Raw genomic sequence first — 16,099 nt, forward strand, 5'->3', positions numbered from 1 at the left:
CTGCCAAGGAGGGTGAGGGTGATAGGACCGAGGTAGTTATAGAACATCAGCCCACCGCACCGCACAGGAAGATCGCGAGAACCATGTGCCGACCGGACCTCCCTTGAACAATGCGACCGTAAACCCCGCTGTCACCACCGACAGGAAGGTCCCCTGCTTGCCCCTCGAGGCTCCTTGGGCAGCGACCGTGAACGCAGTGATAGACACCGCGACCGCGGACAGGCTAGTAATGATCCGGAATAGCAGCAGGCTGAACAGGCCGGCGCACGTGCACAACCCCGGTTCGCGATCACGAACATCGTCAGTCCTGCCATGAATACGTTCTTGTGTGTGAGAAAACAATCGAACAACACCGCAAACATGGACGCACCGAATGCGAAGGCAGGTGTGAATCCGGTGAGGAGCTGCCCGGCGGTTCCGGGCGTGGTGTTGAGGTCAGCAGCAACGCAGTTGAGGACGCCAGCGATACGAGAGGCAAAGATGGCGATGGGCAGAGCCGAGAGCCATAACGATGTTCGAGGCATGGGCTTCCCCGAAGATGGTCACGGACACAAAAGTGTTCTATGTTTCACGAATATCGAACAAGCTAGAGTCGGGGGCCTGAGGCCAGGGCACTCCGTGGATCAGTCCCCAGCTGCGGGAAGCTGTCCCTGATCCGTGTCTTGGCCGCGCTCTCCGACCCATTACGGCCGGGGATCGTTCAACTGCTCTCCGATGGTGAGAGGGGTGAGATCGATGCCCCGGTCTCTAAATCCACTCTCAGTCACCGCATGAAGGGACTCGCAGCTCCGTTCCCCGGCCTACTCCCGTCTCTCCTCGCAGCAGCCCTGGCGACGCGGCCCACGTTGGGTTGACGTAGCCGCATAAACTCACCAGTGAAGACTGCCACGCGTCTTGCAGATCGAGGAACGACGCCCCTTTGGGCGATGCGTGACCCTGCAAGGAATGGTCGCTGGACGTGTATTCGTCGAGCCGAAACCGACGGGCCGGAACCTCGATCTTCCAGAGATGTACCACTCCACAGTTGTTGTGCGGGGCGAGAGTTGATTATTGGCCGACCCGCAGCGAACGTTGATTCTAGCTCGAGGGTTTGATCAGGCTCACGCAGCGCCTGCAATGACTACCGTCACACGATCCACGAGAATGACCTTCGTCTCCACAGGGGAGGCGTGCTCCGGGGAGAAGAGTGCCAAGTTGACACCGTCGCTAACGGAGCTCCGGTAGATAACTCCTTGGTATCCTCGCTTCTTAATGAATTCACATAGGTACTGACTTGGTATGTACTCATATGCTGCGCTGCGGGGTTGCACGGGCTTCGTGAGCTCTTCACCTAAGCGTTCCAGTAACGGGAGTCCAGATCTAAGCGACATGATCTGCTCCGCATTCTCGAGTATGAACGGGGAGGCACTCTTTCGGGGATCTCGGAGATCGATTGCCCGGATAGGGCGAACTTGAAAAGTCGCAATGCAAGCCTTTTCACCTGTATGCGGCCGGACCTCAGAAACTGCCGTTGTCGCAGTTGAGCCGAGATATAGATATGGAATTCCTGCAGGATTTGCGCGCCCGTGCCCGGCGAGGTGAGCGGGCGGGGCGCCCATCTCGGAGAGAAAGAAGGGCTTGTCATCCGAGAGTAAGCGAGCGCGATGCCACACGTCGGTGATCTCCTTAAGCGCGCCGGCTGGCGCGACTAGCAACTCCAGCATCTCTGCAAGACGCTCGAGATCAATTGGCTTATCGAGGAACCAACGGTTACGGTGCATCATCTCATCACGGAGAGCATCCCATTGTTGAGGCTTCTCATTGATCCGCGGTCTTACAGGAACGAAGGAACGCCGGACGATCTCGCCATCATTGAGGATCTCGGCAAGGAGTTCCTTGGCGTGCGCCTCATCCATACTAGGGTTATCGAATAGACTCCAGTCTTCTGCGAGCAGGGCTGCCAGAGATCTACCCTCGCTTTTTTCGGCGTAGCAATCGACCAACATCTCGAACCATTGACTCAATGCAGAAGGGTTGATGGTGATTGTGTTCCGAGTTCCGCAGTAGCCGCAGTCGCCATCACGAGGCTGACCGGTGCCATCCCCAATAACCTTGGGAATAATACTCTGGGTTAGCCCCGGATCTCCGAAACAATTTGCGCAGCAGTATTTCTCAGTCATTACGGTTGACGTAATGATAGTTGGCGAGCGTCTCCAGGTGGTGTTTAATCGAAAGCTTCTTTACATACCCTAATCCAGGAAAGTGGCCGTGTTCGTTTAGGTTTCGGAACTCACGAATGGCGCTAGTCTCCAGAAGCTTCGAATCGCCAGAATCAAGTTTCATGATCATCTTACCCAAGGCCTGTGCAAACTTTCCGGCCGGATCGGTTGGCGTGTCGTTCGTATCAGACTTGAAATGATAAATGAACATCGCGTCATCTTGATCTGGGTCAATGAAGGTCAGATGGATAGCGACAGCATACGCGGGGCCGCCTCCTTCACTGTAGCTGTCTCCAACCGTCAGAAAGTCCCCATAACCGTCCATCCCTTCCTCCGGGAAAGTAATATGCAGGTCTGAGAATGCCTCAACGGGTGGATAGTCCGCATTCCTCATCTGGACGAAACCATCGCTGACCAAAATTCGCGGCTTTCCTTGGAAATGTCTCCTATAGAGGCGATTCGCGTGATCAGTCAAAAAGACGTTTCGGAAGCCCTCTGCAACTCCTCCAAGTTGATCCGATAGGGCTCGTGGGTCTGTAAACCCAGCGTGAATTAGGGTTGCCTCAAGTCTCTCGGGTTCCTTGGCCAGACCACGCACCCGACTTATCAGATCAAGTGCTTGATCTAGGCTAGTTTCACTCGTGAGGAGAATTCCACCTTTTATTACGTCACTACCTTGATAGTTCCGTTCAAGAAGCTCCAATATCTTCTCGCAATTCTCTCGATGATCTCCGTATCGCGGATTCACCACCACCACCGCCTGAGCCCCGACATCAGTCAAGGACATGAGTGTCTTGTCCAGACCTTCGAGGGATGCGCGCACCGGCTCAACAATGGGAACGAAACCGGATTCTCTGAGCAGAGCGACCGATTCGCGAATTGCGATTAGTTCAAACTGCTTACCTCGGAAATAGGGGTAGTACATGCGATCCTCATCTCCAGGCAAGAGCCGTGGCTAGTGGAGTGTCAACAGCTTCCTTGATGCGGACTCTGTTGCTGGGGGTCGGGTTTACGGCTAATGAGGCCGCTCGCACCGAAGCGGGAACGGAACTAATGAATGAGGCTAAGCTGGCCTGCGATCGGCTAGCCTTGAGAGTTTTAACCGTCTCTTCGTGGACGACGGTCGGTTCGAGAGTGGCGAAGATGCGCTGAAGCTCAGAGCGAATCTTTGTATTCGGTACGTCCGGAACTTCCCGCCCCAAACGGGACAAGATTGATGTCGCTTCATCAATTCGCAAGATGTCTAGGATCATCATCGGATTAACGCGTTCGGGCTTGTTCTGAGGATCCCGAGTGGTCTGAAATCTATACCTTTCAGATAGGGTGACGATTCCCACATCCTCGGGCGTAATGCGAAGAACCTCCGGCAAATGCGACTTGCTAACCACCACATTTACCGCAGCAAACACCTGACGATAATTTTCGAGTTGGTTTCTCAGTCGAGACAGAGAGTCGCGCTCAGACTTAATCTCATAGGCGGTAGAGGTCCCATTTAGGACGACAACGTCAGCCTTGCATGAGCCAGCACGAACCTCGCTGAGAAGCGTGGCAGTGTTCAAGTTGTGACGGCCAAGGAGGATCTTCTCTGTAATCGCAGTCCGGTAAACGTAGTCGTCACGAAATTTTGACTTACTGAGTAGCTCGAATGCTTGATTGAATGCGGTTCCCACAGTCGCTTCAGACGGCACGAATGCGCTGAGGCGGGTATGGAAAAGTAACCTTGCGAATAGCGGAGAGCGTGCGTACTTGCTGAAGTCTCGCAGTACCGCTGCAGAAAAGAGACGGCTAAGGGCTGCGGCTTCGTTCTTGTCGAGATCCATATGTCAACCCTCTTCTGCTCGGCCAGCTGGTGAACTCTTCGGGCTATACAAGACTATCGTCTGGTGAGCCAGATCGCTGCATGGCTCGCCGCCGCTCGACTAGTCATCAGATGGCATCCGAGGGGATGTCGAGTGGTCGAACCTGGCATACGTCACGTGGAACTCGACATCCTGCGCCTCGACGATATGTGGGAACCCCGGACTGACCATTGATTTCACGGCCGTCTCACCCAGCTCGCAGCGGAATCCACGTGGGTCGCTACCGGCAACTTCATGCGCTTCACGACGGACATCCCCTGGCCAACCGCCGCCCTGGTGGTTTGGGCACACCCGCCGGTACCGGACCTGTCGTCCCTACAATCGAGTGTATCCCTGGCGGGTGTACCCCTTGTCGCAAACTCTCAAGATCGAGGACTCTCCCCTCCTTGCCCATGGCACCTCCGAGAAGCTCGTGCACCTCGTCAACGACTTGTGACACGCGCACGACGCGAGTGGGAGGCCATCTTGACGGACACCTCGCCTGATGGACTGCTCAGACTAGGGCCTGAGTTCACTCCTGCAGATCAAGCACCAACCGATCCCTCGTTCTGGCGTCGGTGATGAGATACCGAGGGTTGCTCGGCCGGGCTCCAACTTTGTGCACAGCTGGGAAAATGTATAACCGCAAATACCCGGTGCCGATAGCGTACTCCGACCCCAGATCAGGCTCAGCATCATCTCGCGAGTCACGGTGTGCGAGATGAGCTCAGCCTGCACTGACCCGAAAGGATGACCGGCTCGCTATCCTCCTTCGTCCTGACCGATCCTCCTCGTCAGGGCCCGAATCTGCGCCAACAACTCATCCATCAAAAAGGCTTGGTGCCGTATCCGTCAGCCCCGGCCTCAATGGCCCTCTACCTCCCACGGACCCCGACCGCCCAGAGATCACCAGGATCGGCGCCTGGAACCAATCCCGCACCGTCTCAATGACCTGCACCCCTTCCAGACGCGGCATGCCGAGATCCAGCAGGATCTCGTAACCGTGTCGTAAAGCGGTCGCCGCCCCGCCCCCACTGATCCCATACGGGGGTGTACGGGATCCTCACGGTTTACCAACGGACGAGCGCCGAGCGGTTCAGAACGCGTGATGGGCGTCACCTTTCGGCTGAGGGGAAGCAGCCCTCCCGACCGCGATCAAATGCTTTGATGGCCTGCGCGACGACGGTGGCAGGATCGTCGGCGGCCATCACGGCGCGCACCATCGCAACCCCTGCGACGCCCGTCGTCGCCAGCGCAGCCACGTCGTCAACCTGGACGTCGCCGATCGCGACGATGGGCAGAGAACTCGCCTGCACCAGAGCCGGGTACCCCTCCACCCCCAGCGGCGGGCGTCCGGAGTCCTTCGTCGGGGTGGGCCGGAAGGGGCCGGCACCTAGGTAGTCCAAGGCGTCTGCGAAGGGCTCAGCCGACCTCACCAGGTCCAGGGTTCCGGTGGTGTAACCGACGATGGCGTCGGGCCCGAGCATGGCCCTGGCATCACGCACCGGAAGGTCCTCGACTCCCAGGTGCACACCGTGAACGTTCCCGCGGGCGCGCATCGCTGCCCAGGCGACGTCGGCCCTGTCATCGACCACAACCAGCGTCTTCGGGTTCGCACGATGCACCGCCTCGCCGACCCGAAGGACCAGTGACAGCAGGTCCCGGGTGGCCAGGGTCTTGGCTCGCACCTGGACGATTCCGGCACCGGCCCCGGCGGCCAGCGCAGCCGTCTCGACGGTGTGACGGTCGGTTCCCGAGGTCACCAGGTAGCAACGCAGGTCCAGGGTCATCTCGTCCCCTCCACTCCGGTTCTCGCGACCTCGTCAAGGGCGTCGAGCAGTTGCACACGAAAACTACCGGGCTCGCCGGCACGGGCCGCCGCGACCTCGCCGGCGACGTCGAACCAGGTGACGGCCGCGACCGCCGCCTCCATCGGATCGTCCACTGCCGCCAGGCATCCGGCAGTCAATGCCCCTAGTAGACAGCCTGTTCCGGTCACCCGGGCCATGAGCGGATGGCCTCGGGAGATCTTCTCGGCCACTCCGTCAGCAGTGACGACGACATCGGTCGGCCCCGACACCACCACGACTCCCCCGGTTCGTCGCGCCACCTCGACGGCCGCGTCAACGGCGTGCTCGGGGGTGTCGGCGGAGTCGGCCCCGCGTCCCCCTCGTCCTCCGACGAGAGCAAGGATCTCGGAGGCATTCCCCTTGACGACGTCGGGACCCTCGTTCAGAAACTCCCGAGCCATCCGGGTACGCACCGGGGCCAGCCCGATCGCGGTCGGGTCGAGGACCCACGGGATGTCTTTGGGCCGAGCGGCGACAGTGGCCGGAATACCAACCATGCCATCGGTGGACAGGGTGCCCAGGTTGACCGACAGGGCGTCAGCAGCCGAGACGACGACCGGAGCCTCCTCGAGGGTCTCGGTCATCATCGGGCGTAACCCGGCAGCCAGCAGGCCATCGGCCACCAGTGACATGCTCACCGTCGCGGTGAGGCAGTGAACCATGGGCGGATTACCTCGAGCAGCCGCCACCACCTCGTCAATCGTCATGCCACCCTCGCCACCTCGTCGATGTCAGCGTCAATGTCAGCCCCCGAAAGCCTCGGTCCGAGGGCGGCGCCCAGCACCACCAGCAAACCACCCAGCACGACGAGGACCAGCACCGCACCGAGGTGTCCGAACACTCTCTCCAGACCCGGCAGGTAGAAGGGGTACAGAGCCGGCAGGATGAGGGACAGGCTGTACCCCATGCCGTAACCGGTGGAACGCACCTCGGTCGGGAACCTCTCGGACAGGTAGGCCGAGATGGGACCGTAGGCCGACACCGTCGCCACCTGGAGGGCGACGGCGAAGACGGCTGCCCTGCCGGCCGAGGCGGAACTGATCGCTCCCCACCACAGCAGCGGGCCGAGCACCGCCGCGCTCATTCCCCAGCACACCAGCAGACGGCGTCGTCCCACCCTCGTGGACCAGTGCCCGGCCAGCGCCATGAAGATCGCCTGACCAACGGAGGCGACTCCCATCACCCAGGAGGTCGCCGTAGCCGTCAACCCGGCGTCGGTACGCAGTCGCGCGGTGAGGATCAGCACGGTGGTGTCGGTGAGCAGCCACAGCCCCGTCATGAGGGTGAACACCTGCCAGAAGGCCGGCGCCCACGCCCCGGCGATGACCTCACGCACACCGGGGGTCAGGGTTTTCCATGCCTCCTTGGAGTTGTCGGAGCGGTGGAAGAGAGGGGCGTCGCAGACTCGCCGGGAGTAGTAGACGATCATCCCGATGCTCATCGCAGCGCCCATGACGAACAGGATGCGCCATCCCCATGCGGCGTAGCGGTCCGGCCCGAGAGCGGCCAGCATGACGGCGACGGCGAAGGCGATCGATGCCTGGGCCCAGGGAGCCATCGACAGGATGACCCCGGACGCCAAGCCGCGTTTCTTGGGAGATGACCATTCCATCGCCAACGGGATGGCGGCGGAGTACTCACCGGCGACGAAGATCCCGCCCAGGAATCGCAGCAGCAGGATGAGCCCAATCGTCCACGCCCCGATGAGCTGGTGGGTGGGCATGACGGCAATGAGCCCCGCGCAGGTCGCGGTGCCGGCAATGGCCACCCGAGTGGTGCGGGTGCGTCCCAGCCGGTCGGAGATGCGTCCGAAGATCATCCCGCCGAGGGGGCGCCCCAGCAGCATGGCGATGACGACGAGGGCGCCCATGGAGGCGCTGGCCGAGGGCCCGGCGAGCACCGCCATCGCAGGGGCGAGGGCCGTCAGGGGCAGGAAGACGTGGATGTTGTCAATCCAGTTGCCGACGACGCCAGCACGCAGGGCGGCCCGTCCTTCGGGAGGCATCGTCAACGAGGTGTTCGTGGCGGTGCGCAGTGAAGTTGTGGTGGTCATGAAGGCAGGTCCTTGAAAGATGGTGTGTGTCTGAAGTGGGGTGATGGTGACTCAGACGCGCATTGCCTGGTCGAAGAACTCCAGTTCATGACGGCAGGCAGTCAGGTAGGCGTGGGCCGCGCGTGCCCGAGCAGCCGGGCCGGCCTGTTCGAAGGCCTTTTCGACGACATCGAGGGTGTGCGAGGTGGCCTTGGTGAACTCCGGGTCCCGATAGGTGTCGAGCCACAACGCATAGGGATGGCCTTCCGGAACCTGCGGCAATCCAGCTCCCACCTGGGCATACAGCCAGAAGCAGGGCAGGACCGACGCCACCCCGACGACGTAGTCGTCACCCAGGGTTCGTGCCAGTAGGAAATCCGTGTAGGCCGTCGTCACCGGACCAGCCGGAACATGATCGCGTCCCGCCAACCAGGTGCGATGCAGGGCGGCCTCCTCGACGATGCAGGTCTGGGATGACTGCGCCCACCACACCGAGTCCTGCGGATCGACGGCGCGAGCCGCAAGAGCGGCCAGAGCTCGTGAGTAACAGGCCAGGTACTGGGCGTCCTGCCCGAGGTAGAAGTTGAAGGCGTGTCCTGTCAAGGTGCCGTCGACGAGGGCAGCGACGAAGTCCGATGCCTGGATCTGACGGACCAGATCCTCGCTGGCCTGCCACAGGGCCGTCGTCCACGGACCAACCGGGGCCACCGCAGCCGTGGGTGCTGATTCCGACGAGCCGACCAGGGTCTCGGGAGATGCCAGCGGTTCAATCGGCCCGAACCAGGCCACCGCCGAGGCATCGGCGGACAGTCGTCGTGCCCGGTGGGAGTGGTCCACCGGACCGTGTCCCCGGCCTACCTTCAACTCTGACCCGTGCTGGATCGCCTCGTGCAGCCAGTTGGTGACCCAGCCCAGGGCGTCACCGGGAGCGTCCCCGGCACCCAGCCGAGTGGCCAGGGCCGAGGACAGCGAACATCCGGTGCCGTGGGTGTTCGTCGTCTCCACCCGAGTGATCTGTGCGGTGTACGTCGTCCCCTCCGGGGTCACCCAGATGTTGTCGACGCGCGAGGAGTCGAGATGGCCGGTCTTGACGATGACGGCGACCCCGGTCTCCTTGGCCCAGCCGCGCGCTTGTTCCAGGGCCTCCTCGGCATCCTTCGCCGGTTCACTCTGGCACAGCACTGCGAGCTCGGGGATGTTCGGGGTGATGACGGTTGCCCGGAGGCAGAACTCGCGCATGGCCACCTCAGCGTCAGGGGCGAGGAGCCTGTCCCCGCTGGTGGCGACCATGACCGGGTCGACGACGACAACGGGCGGACGGTGCTCGTCAAGGAACCCGGCGACCGTCTCGATGATCTCGACGGTGCCGAGCATGCCGGTCTTGACGGCGTCGATCGCCACGTCGTCACTGACCGCCGCCAACTGCTGCGTGAGGAACTCGGTGGGCGGGGTGTGGATCGCGCGCACCCCTTGGGTGTTCTGGGCCACCAGGGCGGTGACGGCGGCCATCGCGTACCCGCCAGCCGCGGTGATGGACTTGGTGTCGGCAGCAGTGCCGGCGCCCCCGGAGGGATCCGTTCCCGCAATCGAGAGGACGCGCGGGGCTGAGCCCTGCGACGAATTGATGGGTATGGAAGAAGTCATCGCGGACATCCCTTCGCCAGTGCGAACTAGATCAGGTTCCACGGGTGTGATCTCAGCGCCGATACGGCGCACCCCGTGTCCACAACCAAGTATGGCACCCGGCTACGACGAGGGGTTGCCCCCGAGCCCTGGCAACGCAGAACACCTGAGAAAACTCATGCGAACGTCTCATGACAATGGGGGTCCATCGCAGCCGATCGGCGCTATCGTGGGCAACGCTGGAGTTCACCGGAGAACTCTCCGGCGAAGTCGTATGAGGAGTGAATCATGACGAACTTCCAAAAGATTTATCAGCGCAGCTACCCGGTCAGCCCTGACGGCAACGCCTACGTCCACAACGACCTGGGCACCTACACCCACAACCGGCCCGTTCCCCCCGACGACGTCGCCGAGCGGAAGGCCTACATCGTCGGGTCCGGCATCGCCGCCCTGACCGCTGCCGCATTCCTCATCCGCGACGGCCAGATGCCCGGCGCCAACATCACGATCCTCGAGGAACTCACGGTTCCCGGCGGCGCCTTCGACGGCAACGGCGACACCGAGAAGGGTTTCATCGCCCGCGGTGGCCGCGAGATGGGTCAACACTTCGAGTGCTTCTGGGACATCATGCAGGACATTCCCGCCCTGGAAATGCCGGCCCCATACTCGGTACTTGACGAGTTCCGCATCACCAACGAGAACGACCCCAACGTCAACAACTGCCGCATCATCAACAACTGCGGACACAAACGTGACGCCTACCACATGGGCCTCAACAAGAAAGGTCAGCTGGCGATCGTCAAGCTCCTGCTGGCCAAGGAGTCAGACACCTACTACAAGTCCATCGAGGACTGGTTCGACGACGATTTCCTCAACTCGACCTTCTACACCCTGTGGAAGACGATGTTCGCCTTCGAGCAGTGGCAGTCGCTCACCGAGCTCAAGCGCTACATGCACCGCTTCCTGCAATACCTGCCCGGGTTCTCCGACCTGTCGTGCCTGCGGTTCTCCAAGTACAACCAGTACGACTCCTTCGTCGTGCCGCTAGTTCGCTGGCTGACCGACCAGGGCGTCAACTTCCAGTACGAGTCACTGGTCTTCGACGTCGACCTGGAGATCACGGCCCACCGCAAGATCGCCCGAGGTATTCTGTGGCGCGACAAGGAAGGCGGCGAGCATCGCATCGACATGACGCCGAAGGACCTCGTCCTCGTGACGAACGGTTCGCTCACTGAATGCACCGGATACGGCGACATGGACACCCCTGCCCCCTACCACAAGGACATGCAGGCCGGATGGGAGCTGTGGCGCAACCTCGTGAAGCGCTCCCCGGTCTTCGGGCGCCCCGACGTCTTCTGCGCCGACGCCGACAAGACGGTGTGGCAGTCGATCAGCTTCAACTTCATCGGCGCCGACCACCCGTTCCTGCGCAAGATCAAGGAACTGACGGGCAACGATCCGCTGTCCGGACGCACGGTGACCGGCGGCATCATCACCGCCGAAGACTCGTCGTGGTGCATTTCCCTGACGATGAACCGTCAGCCACAGTTCCATGGCCAGCCCAAGGACTGGGGTGTCGCATGGGCCTACGGCCTGTACCCGCTCAAGAAGGGCGACCTCATCAAGAAGCCGATGCTGGAATGCACCGGCGAGGAGCTACTCAAGGAATACTGTTACCACTTCGGTCTGCTCGACCAGTTCGAGGAAATCAAGGCCCACACGAAGGTGCGCATCGCGACGATGCCCCACGTCACGGCCTTCTTCATGCCGCGTGGCAAGGGCGACCGACCCGAGGTTATCCCCGACGGCTGCGTGAACCTGGCCTGCCTGGGACAGTTCGTCGAGACCCCCGACGACTGCATCTTCACCACCGAGGGATCGGCCCGTACCGCCATGATGGCCGTCTACGGGCTGCTCGACCTCGACCGTGACATCCCGCCGATCTGGCCGGCCCAGTACGACATCCGGGCCCTGCTGGCCTCCGCCAAGACACTCAATGATGGACGCCTGCCTGGCGGATGGTTGTTGTCGAAGCTGCTGCACAATACTTACTTCGAGGACATCCTGCCGTGACGTGCTGACGTCATGACGCCCTGACAGTGCGGCTTCGGGGCGGTCGCGATTGAATGGCACCGTGACCGCCCCGAACCATGTCCCCTCGTCCCCGCTGCCCGTCACCAGACTGCGTGACCTGCTGATGGCCGATGTCCCGGCGTCTCGCCTGGTCATCGCCTGCGACACCGTCGGTGGCATCGGTCCGCGTCCTGACGACTCCTACCCGGCTGACCCGGTGTGGTGTGCTCATCTGGGAGCGCGGGTGCCGCTGTTGGAGGTGTTGTGTGCCGGTGCGCACCCCCTCATCCTCGTCGACACCCTCTGCCAGGATCGAAGGTCCGCCGAGCCCATGATCGAAGAGTTCCGCCACTGCGCGGTCACCGCCGGAATTGACCCCCAGGCGGTCACGGGCTCAACGGAGGACAACGTCGCGACGACCCAGACCGGGATTGGCGTGACAGTCATCGGCGTCATGCCGGAAGGAGAGCCACCCAGGGCTCATGATGGTGACGTGCTGATCTGCGTGGGGGCACCCATCTCAGCCCCTGACGACGACGTCACCCCAGGCCGGAGGGAGATCGTGACCGTGTCAGAGGTGCGAGACCTGCTTGCCTCCGGGAAGGTCCACGACTGCGTCCCGGTGGGTTCTCATGGGATCGCCTGGGAGGCGGCGCAGCTCGCCTCCGCCGCAGGACTACGGGCTGAGTTGCGGAAGGTGGAGGTTGACCTGATGCACTCGGGAGGACCCTCGACCTGCCTCGTACTGGCCTGTGGTCCGGGTGCCGTCGAGGAACTGCACGCCCTGGTGGCCCCGCGACGGCCATGGACGGTCATTGGTCGGCTCGCATCAGAATCCTGAGGGCTCGATACCTGAGGATCACCACACCCCTTGCTCACCACCGTTCACATGGGTGTTACTCTGCGATTGCCTCGAATCGGACTCGGTCCGGGGCACTCCTCAGCGAGCGAAGTCGGTGAGAATCCGACACTGTCGCGCAACGGTGATGCCTCACGGCTCAGTCCGGTCGACTCCCTGCGGAGTGGCAGGTGACGACTCTCGCCGTAGGAGTCTGCCGGGCACACAACGCGCGTGTCACAGCGAGTCCTGCGGCATGACCGCAGGGAGAACCGCGTGAGTACCCCGAAGACCACGCCGAGGAAGATCTCGGCCCTCATCACCCTCCTCGTAGCCCCCAGCCTCGCGCTGGCAGGATGCTCGGGCTCCGAGGGCAAACCTACACCGAGCGACAAGCCGGCGGCATCGTCCTCCGCCAACACCGGCGGGAGTACGTCCGGCTGTATCAAGGACTTCGACTCCTCGAAGGACTACTTCCCCGACAAGGCGACCTTCCGTGATGCCCGTGGCCTCACCGTGTCGTACCACAAGTCGTACAAGGTGGTGACGGTCAAGAACCCGTCGAACACCGCGAAGAAACCCGTGCAGTACGTCCTGGTGCAGTGCGGCGCCCCGCAGCCGAAGCTGGACGGTGACCTCGCCAAGGCACAGCGGATCACCATCCCCACCACCAAGGTGGCGCTGGGTTCGACCACTGAGCCGATGAAGTTCCAGATGATGAACAAACTGGACGCCGTGGTCGGAATGGCCAGTGTGGACAAGGTCGGTGACCCGAAGACCCGTCAGGCCCTCAGGGATCACAAGGTCGCTGACTTCGGCGTCGGGGACGGCACCACCGAGGTCAACACCGAGAAGCTGGCCGCCCTGCGTCCCGACCTGTTCATCATCAGCGGCCACGACGACCCCGGCAAGTTCGCCAAGGTCAAGGAGATGGGTACCCCAGTCGTCGCCGAGCCCGACTTCCTCGAGAACACGCCGCTGGGACGAGCCGAGTGGATCAAGTACGACGCCCTCTTCGTCAACACCGAGAAGGTCGCCAACGAGAAGTACGACGAGATCGCCAAGAAATACCACGAGACGACCCAGCTCACGGCCAAGGTCAAGACGCGACCCAGCGTGCTCTACGGCTACCAGTTCAAGGGTGTCTGGTACATCAAGTCCAACGAGAACTACTCCATCCAGTTCCTGCGTGACGCAGGCGGCGAGTACGTCTTCACCGACGTCCACGGCGTGGTCTCATCGAAACTGGACACCGAGACGATCCTCAGGAAAGCCCATGACGCCGACTTCTGGATCGACGGTCAGATCAACGAGTCGGAAAAGGCCTCCCTTCCGGCCATCGTCAAGGACGACCCGCGCATGAAGGCCCTCAAGGCAGTGCGCACCGGCAGCGTCTGGAACGCCGTCCTGCGTGATGACCCGAAGCACGGAAACGACTACTGGCAGACCGGCGTCGTCCGTCCTGATCTGGTACTGGCAGACCTGTCCGCCATCCTGCATCCCGAGCTCAGCCCGAACCACGAGTTCACCTTCTACAAGAAGGCACCAGCCAAGTGACCGCGTCGCAACGGACGACGCAACGGCGGCGTGGGTTGCCGTTGCCCGTCCGCTTCGCGATCCTCATGGTGATCTTCATCGTGGTGACGATCGCCGGGCTGGCGCTGGGGTCGGTGAACATTCCCATCGGTGACGTCATGACGATCGTCACCGGGGGTACCGGCGTCGACCCGGTGTCCCTGACGATCGTCCAGGACGTCCGGGAGCCACGCACCATCACCGCCCTGCTGGTCGGGGCGGCCCTGGGGATCGCCGGCCTGGAGATGCAGACCCTGTTCCGCAACCCGCTGGCCGACCCCTATGTGCTCGGCATCTCCTCGGGTGCCAGCCTGGGCGTCGCCCTCGTCGTGCTCGGCACGGCGTCGTCGGTGGGTGCGGCGACCTTCGCCTCCGGACTGGGTATAGGACCCGATCTGTTGATCATGGTGGCAGCCGCTCTGGGAGCGGCCGTCGTCCTGTTCATCGTCATGCTGGCAGGACGATTCATCCACTCCTCGACGATCCTGCTGCTGCTCGGCGTCATGATCGGATACTTCGTGTCGTCGGGGGTCACCGTGCTGTTGTCGCGAGCCAGTCCGGAGCTCATCGCCCAGTACACCCGCTGGCAGTTCGGCAGCTACCACGGCGTGACGTGGCAGAACCTACGAGTCATGGTGCCGATCATGGTGGTCATGATCCTGGCCAGCCTGCTGCTCGCCAAGCCACTCAACGCCTTGTTGTTGGGGGAACGCTACGCCCAGACGATGGGAATGAACCTCAAGGCGGTGCGCACCCTGCTGGTGGCCAGTACCGCGATCCTCGCCGGCGCCGCCACCGCCTTCTGCGGGCCTATCAGCTTCCTCGGCATCGCCATCCCCCACCTCACCCGAGGGGTGCTCGGCACCGCGAATCACCGCCATCTGCTGCCCGGCTGCATCCTCACCGGTGGCTCCCTGGCCCTGATTGCCGACATCCTGGCCCAGTTGCCGGGTGATGACGTCCTGCCCGTCAATGCCGTCAACGCGGTCTTCGGCGCTCCGGTCGTCATGGTCATCCTCATCCGTTGGTATCGGGATGCGGAGGCGACGTGATCGGTCTTGCCATGACGGATTTGTCCGTCGGCTACACCTCGGGCCACCACGTCACGACGGTGTTGTCCGGGGTGACGGGATCGGTGGAGGCCGGTCGAATGATCGGGCTGGTCGGGCCGAACGGGGCCGGTAAGTCCACCCTGCTACGGTCGGTGGCCGGGTTACAGCCGACTCTGGGTGGCGAGGTGTCCCTCAACGGCACGCCGACGTCAAGGATGTCACGTCGTCACATCGCCCAGACCCTCTCGACGGTGCTGACCGACCGAGCATCGGTGGCCCGTCTCACCTGCCGCGACGTCGTCTCGCTGGGACGTCATCCGCATTCGGGAATCAGGGGACGGCTGAGGCCCCACGACCAGGCCGTCATCGACGAGTCCTTGGCCGCGGTGGGCGCCACCGAGTTGGCCGAGGCCTTCGTCGGCGAGTTGTCGGACGGGCAACGTCAACGAGTCATGGTGGCTCGGGCGCTGGCCCAGGAGCCATCCATCCTGCTGCTCGACGAGCCGACCTCCTTCCTCGACCCGCCGGGCCGTATCGCCCTGCTCGGGATGCTGCGTGACGTGTGTACAACCAGGGACATCGGCGTCGTGGTGTGCAGCCACGACATCGAGCCGGTGATGCGTTACGCCGACACCCTGTGGGTGGCCGGTCCCGGCACTGACGTGACGATCGGTGCCCCCGAGGACCTGGCCCGCACCGGCACCCTCGAGGAGGCCTTCCGGACCGAGGGGATCACCTTCGATCTCCGCACTCTCACCTTCTGGCAGTCCGACGATGGACGCCCGACGGCGCGGGTCGTGGGGTCGGGGGTGGACGCCGACCTGGCTCATCACACCCTAGCACGATCCGGGTACCGGGTGGTCGAGGACCCTGCGGACGCGAAAGTAACGGTGAGCGTTTCCGATGGCGGTTGGGAGGTCGACGGTCACGTGCTGGCGAACCTGTCACAGTTGCATGATCATCTCGCTGGTCGTCGGGAGGAGAGCACCCGGTCATGACCGTCCGCTACCTCGTGCTGTG

General features: G+C 62.6%; 12 protein-coding genes, 1 pseudogene and 1 riboswitch. Of the genes and pseudogenes, 5 read left to right on the forward strand and 8 right to left on the reverse strand.

Going from position 1 to position 16,099, the window contains the following annotated elements; translation table 11 throughout:
* Positions 1 to 1,100: 1,100 nt before the first annotated feature.
* The 8 genes and pseudogenes from ACUCCZ_RS10480 to ACUCCZ_RS10515 form a co-directional block, all read right to left on the reverse strand.
* A complete protein-coding gene (locus ACUCCZ_RS10480; RefSeq protein WP_435918226.1) occupies positions 1,101 to 2,159 on the reverse strand; it encodes an RES family NAD+ phosphorylase in 1,059 nt (352 codons plus the stop codon).
* Positions 2,152 to 3,123 carry a sce7725 family protein gene (locus ACUCCZ_RS10485; RefSeq protein ID WP_435918225.1) on the reverse strand — a complete coding sequence of 324 codons (972 nt, stop codon included), beginning with the start codon at positions 3,121 to 3,123 and terminating at the stop codon, positions 2,152 to 2,154. The genes ACUCCZ_RS10480 and ACUCCZ_RS10485 overlap by 8 nt, the downstream gene beginning before the upstream one ends.
* Positions 3,124 to 3,130: 7 nt before the next feature.
* Positions 3,131 to 4,018 carry a sce7726 family protein gene (locus tag ACUCCZ_RS10490; protein WP_316088211.1) on the reverse strand — a complete coding sequence of 296 codons (888 nt, stop codon included), beginning with the start codon at positions 4,016 to 4,018 and terminating at the stop codon, positions 3,131 to 3,133.
* Between the two features lie 550 nt (positions 4,019 to 4,568).
* Positions 4,569 to 5,030, reverse strand: a pseudogene (locus ACUCCZ_RS10495) (response regulator); the annotation flags it as partial.
* A 121-nt stretch (positions 5,031 to 5,151) separates the two neighbouring features.
* Positions 5,152 to 5,826, reverse strand: a complete 675-nt coding sequence (locus ACUCCZ_RS10500) for a thiamine phosphate synthase (RefSeq protein WP_435918224.1) — start codon at positions 5,824 to 5,826, stop codon at positions 5,152 to 5,154.
* Complete coding sequence (gene thiM, locus ACUCCZ_RS10505) at positions 5,823 to 6,593, reverse strand: hydroxyethylthiazole kinase (RefSeq protein ID WP_435918223.1); 771 nt, start codon at positions 6,591 to 6,593, stop codon at positions 5,823 to 5,825. The genes ACUCCZ_RS10500 and thiM overlap by 4 nt, the downstream gene beginning before the upstream one ends.
* The gene (locus ACUCCZ_RS10510; RefSeq protein ID WP_435918222.1) at positions 6,590 to 7,939 is read right to left on the reverse strand and encodes an MFS transporter; all 1,350 of its coding nucleotides are present in this window, start codon (positions 7,937 to 7,939) and stop codon (positions 6,590 to 6,592) included. The genes thiM and ACUCCZ_RS10510 overlap by 4 nt, the downstream gene beginning before the upstream one ends.
* A 51-nt stretch (positions 7,940 to 7,990) precedes the next feature.
* On the reverse strand, positions 7,991 to 9,562 hold the full coding sequence (locus ACUCCZ_RS10515; protein ID WP_353663378.1) for a bifunctional hydroxymethylpyrimidine kinase/phosphomethylpyrimidine kinase: 1,572 nt from the start codon (positions 9,560 to 9,562) through the stop codon (positions 7,991 to 7,993).
* Positions 9,554 to 9,648, reverse strand: a riboswitch (TPP riboswitch). Its footprint overlaps the gene before it by 9 nt.
* A gap of 181 nt (positions 9,649 to 9,829) precedes the next feature.
* Here ACUCCZ_RS10515 and ACUCCZ_RS10520 point away from each other — a divergent pair.
* From ACUCCZ_RS10520 to ACUCCZ_RS10540, 5 genes are all read left to right on the forward strand, one after another.
* Positions 9,830 to 11,614 carry an oleate hydratase gene (locus ACUCCZ_RS10520; RefSeq protein ID WP_435918221.1) on the forward strand — a complete coding sequence of 595 codons (1,785 nt, stop codon included), beginning with the start codon at positions 9,830 to 9,832 and terminating at the stop codon, positions 11,612 to 11,614.
* 61 nt (positions 11,615 to 11,675) lie between these two features.
* Complete coding sequence (locus ACUCCZ_RS10525; protein WP_435918220.1) at positions 11,676 to 12,455, forward strand: AIR synthase related protein; 780 nt, start codon at positions 11,676 to 11,678, stop codon at positions 12,453 to 12,455.
* Positions 12,456 to 12,728: 273 nt separating this feature from the next.
* Positions 12,729 to 14,009 carry an ABC transporter substrate-binding protein gene (locus tag ACUCCZ_RS10530; protein WP_435918219.1) on the forward strand — a complete coding sequence of 427 codons (1,281 nt, stop codon included), beginning with the start codon at positions 12,729 to 12,731 and terminating at the stop codon, positions 14,007 to 14,009.
* 65 nt (positions 14,010 to 14,074) lie between these two features.
* Positions 14,075 to 15,079, forward strand: coding sequence for a FecCD family ABC transporter permease (locus tag ACUCCZ_RS10535; protein WP_435918313.1), 1,005 nt, complete (start codon positions 14,075 to 14,077; stop codon positions 15,077 to 15,079).
* 11 nt (positions 15,080 to 15,090) lie between these two features.
* Positions 15,091 to 16,077, forward strand: a complete 987-nt coding sequence (locus tag ACUCCZ_RS10540; RefSeq protein WP_435918312.1) for an ABC transporter ATP-binding protein — start codon at positions 15,091 to 15,093, stop codon at positions 16,075 to 16,077.
* Positions 16,078 to 16,099 lie beyond the last annotated feature (22 nt).

It is taken from the genome of Cutibacterium nasicola (genome assembly GCF_052654715.2).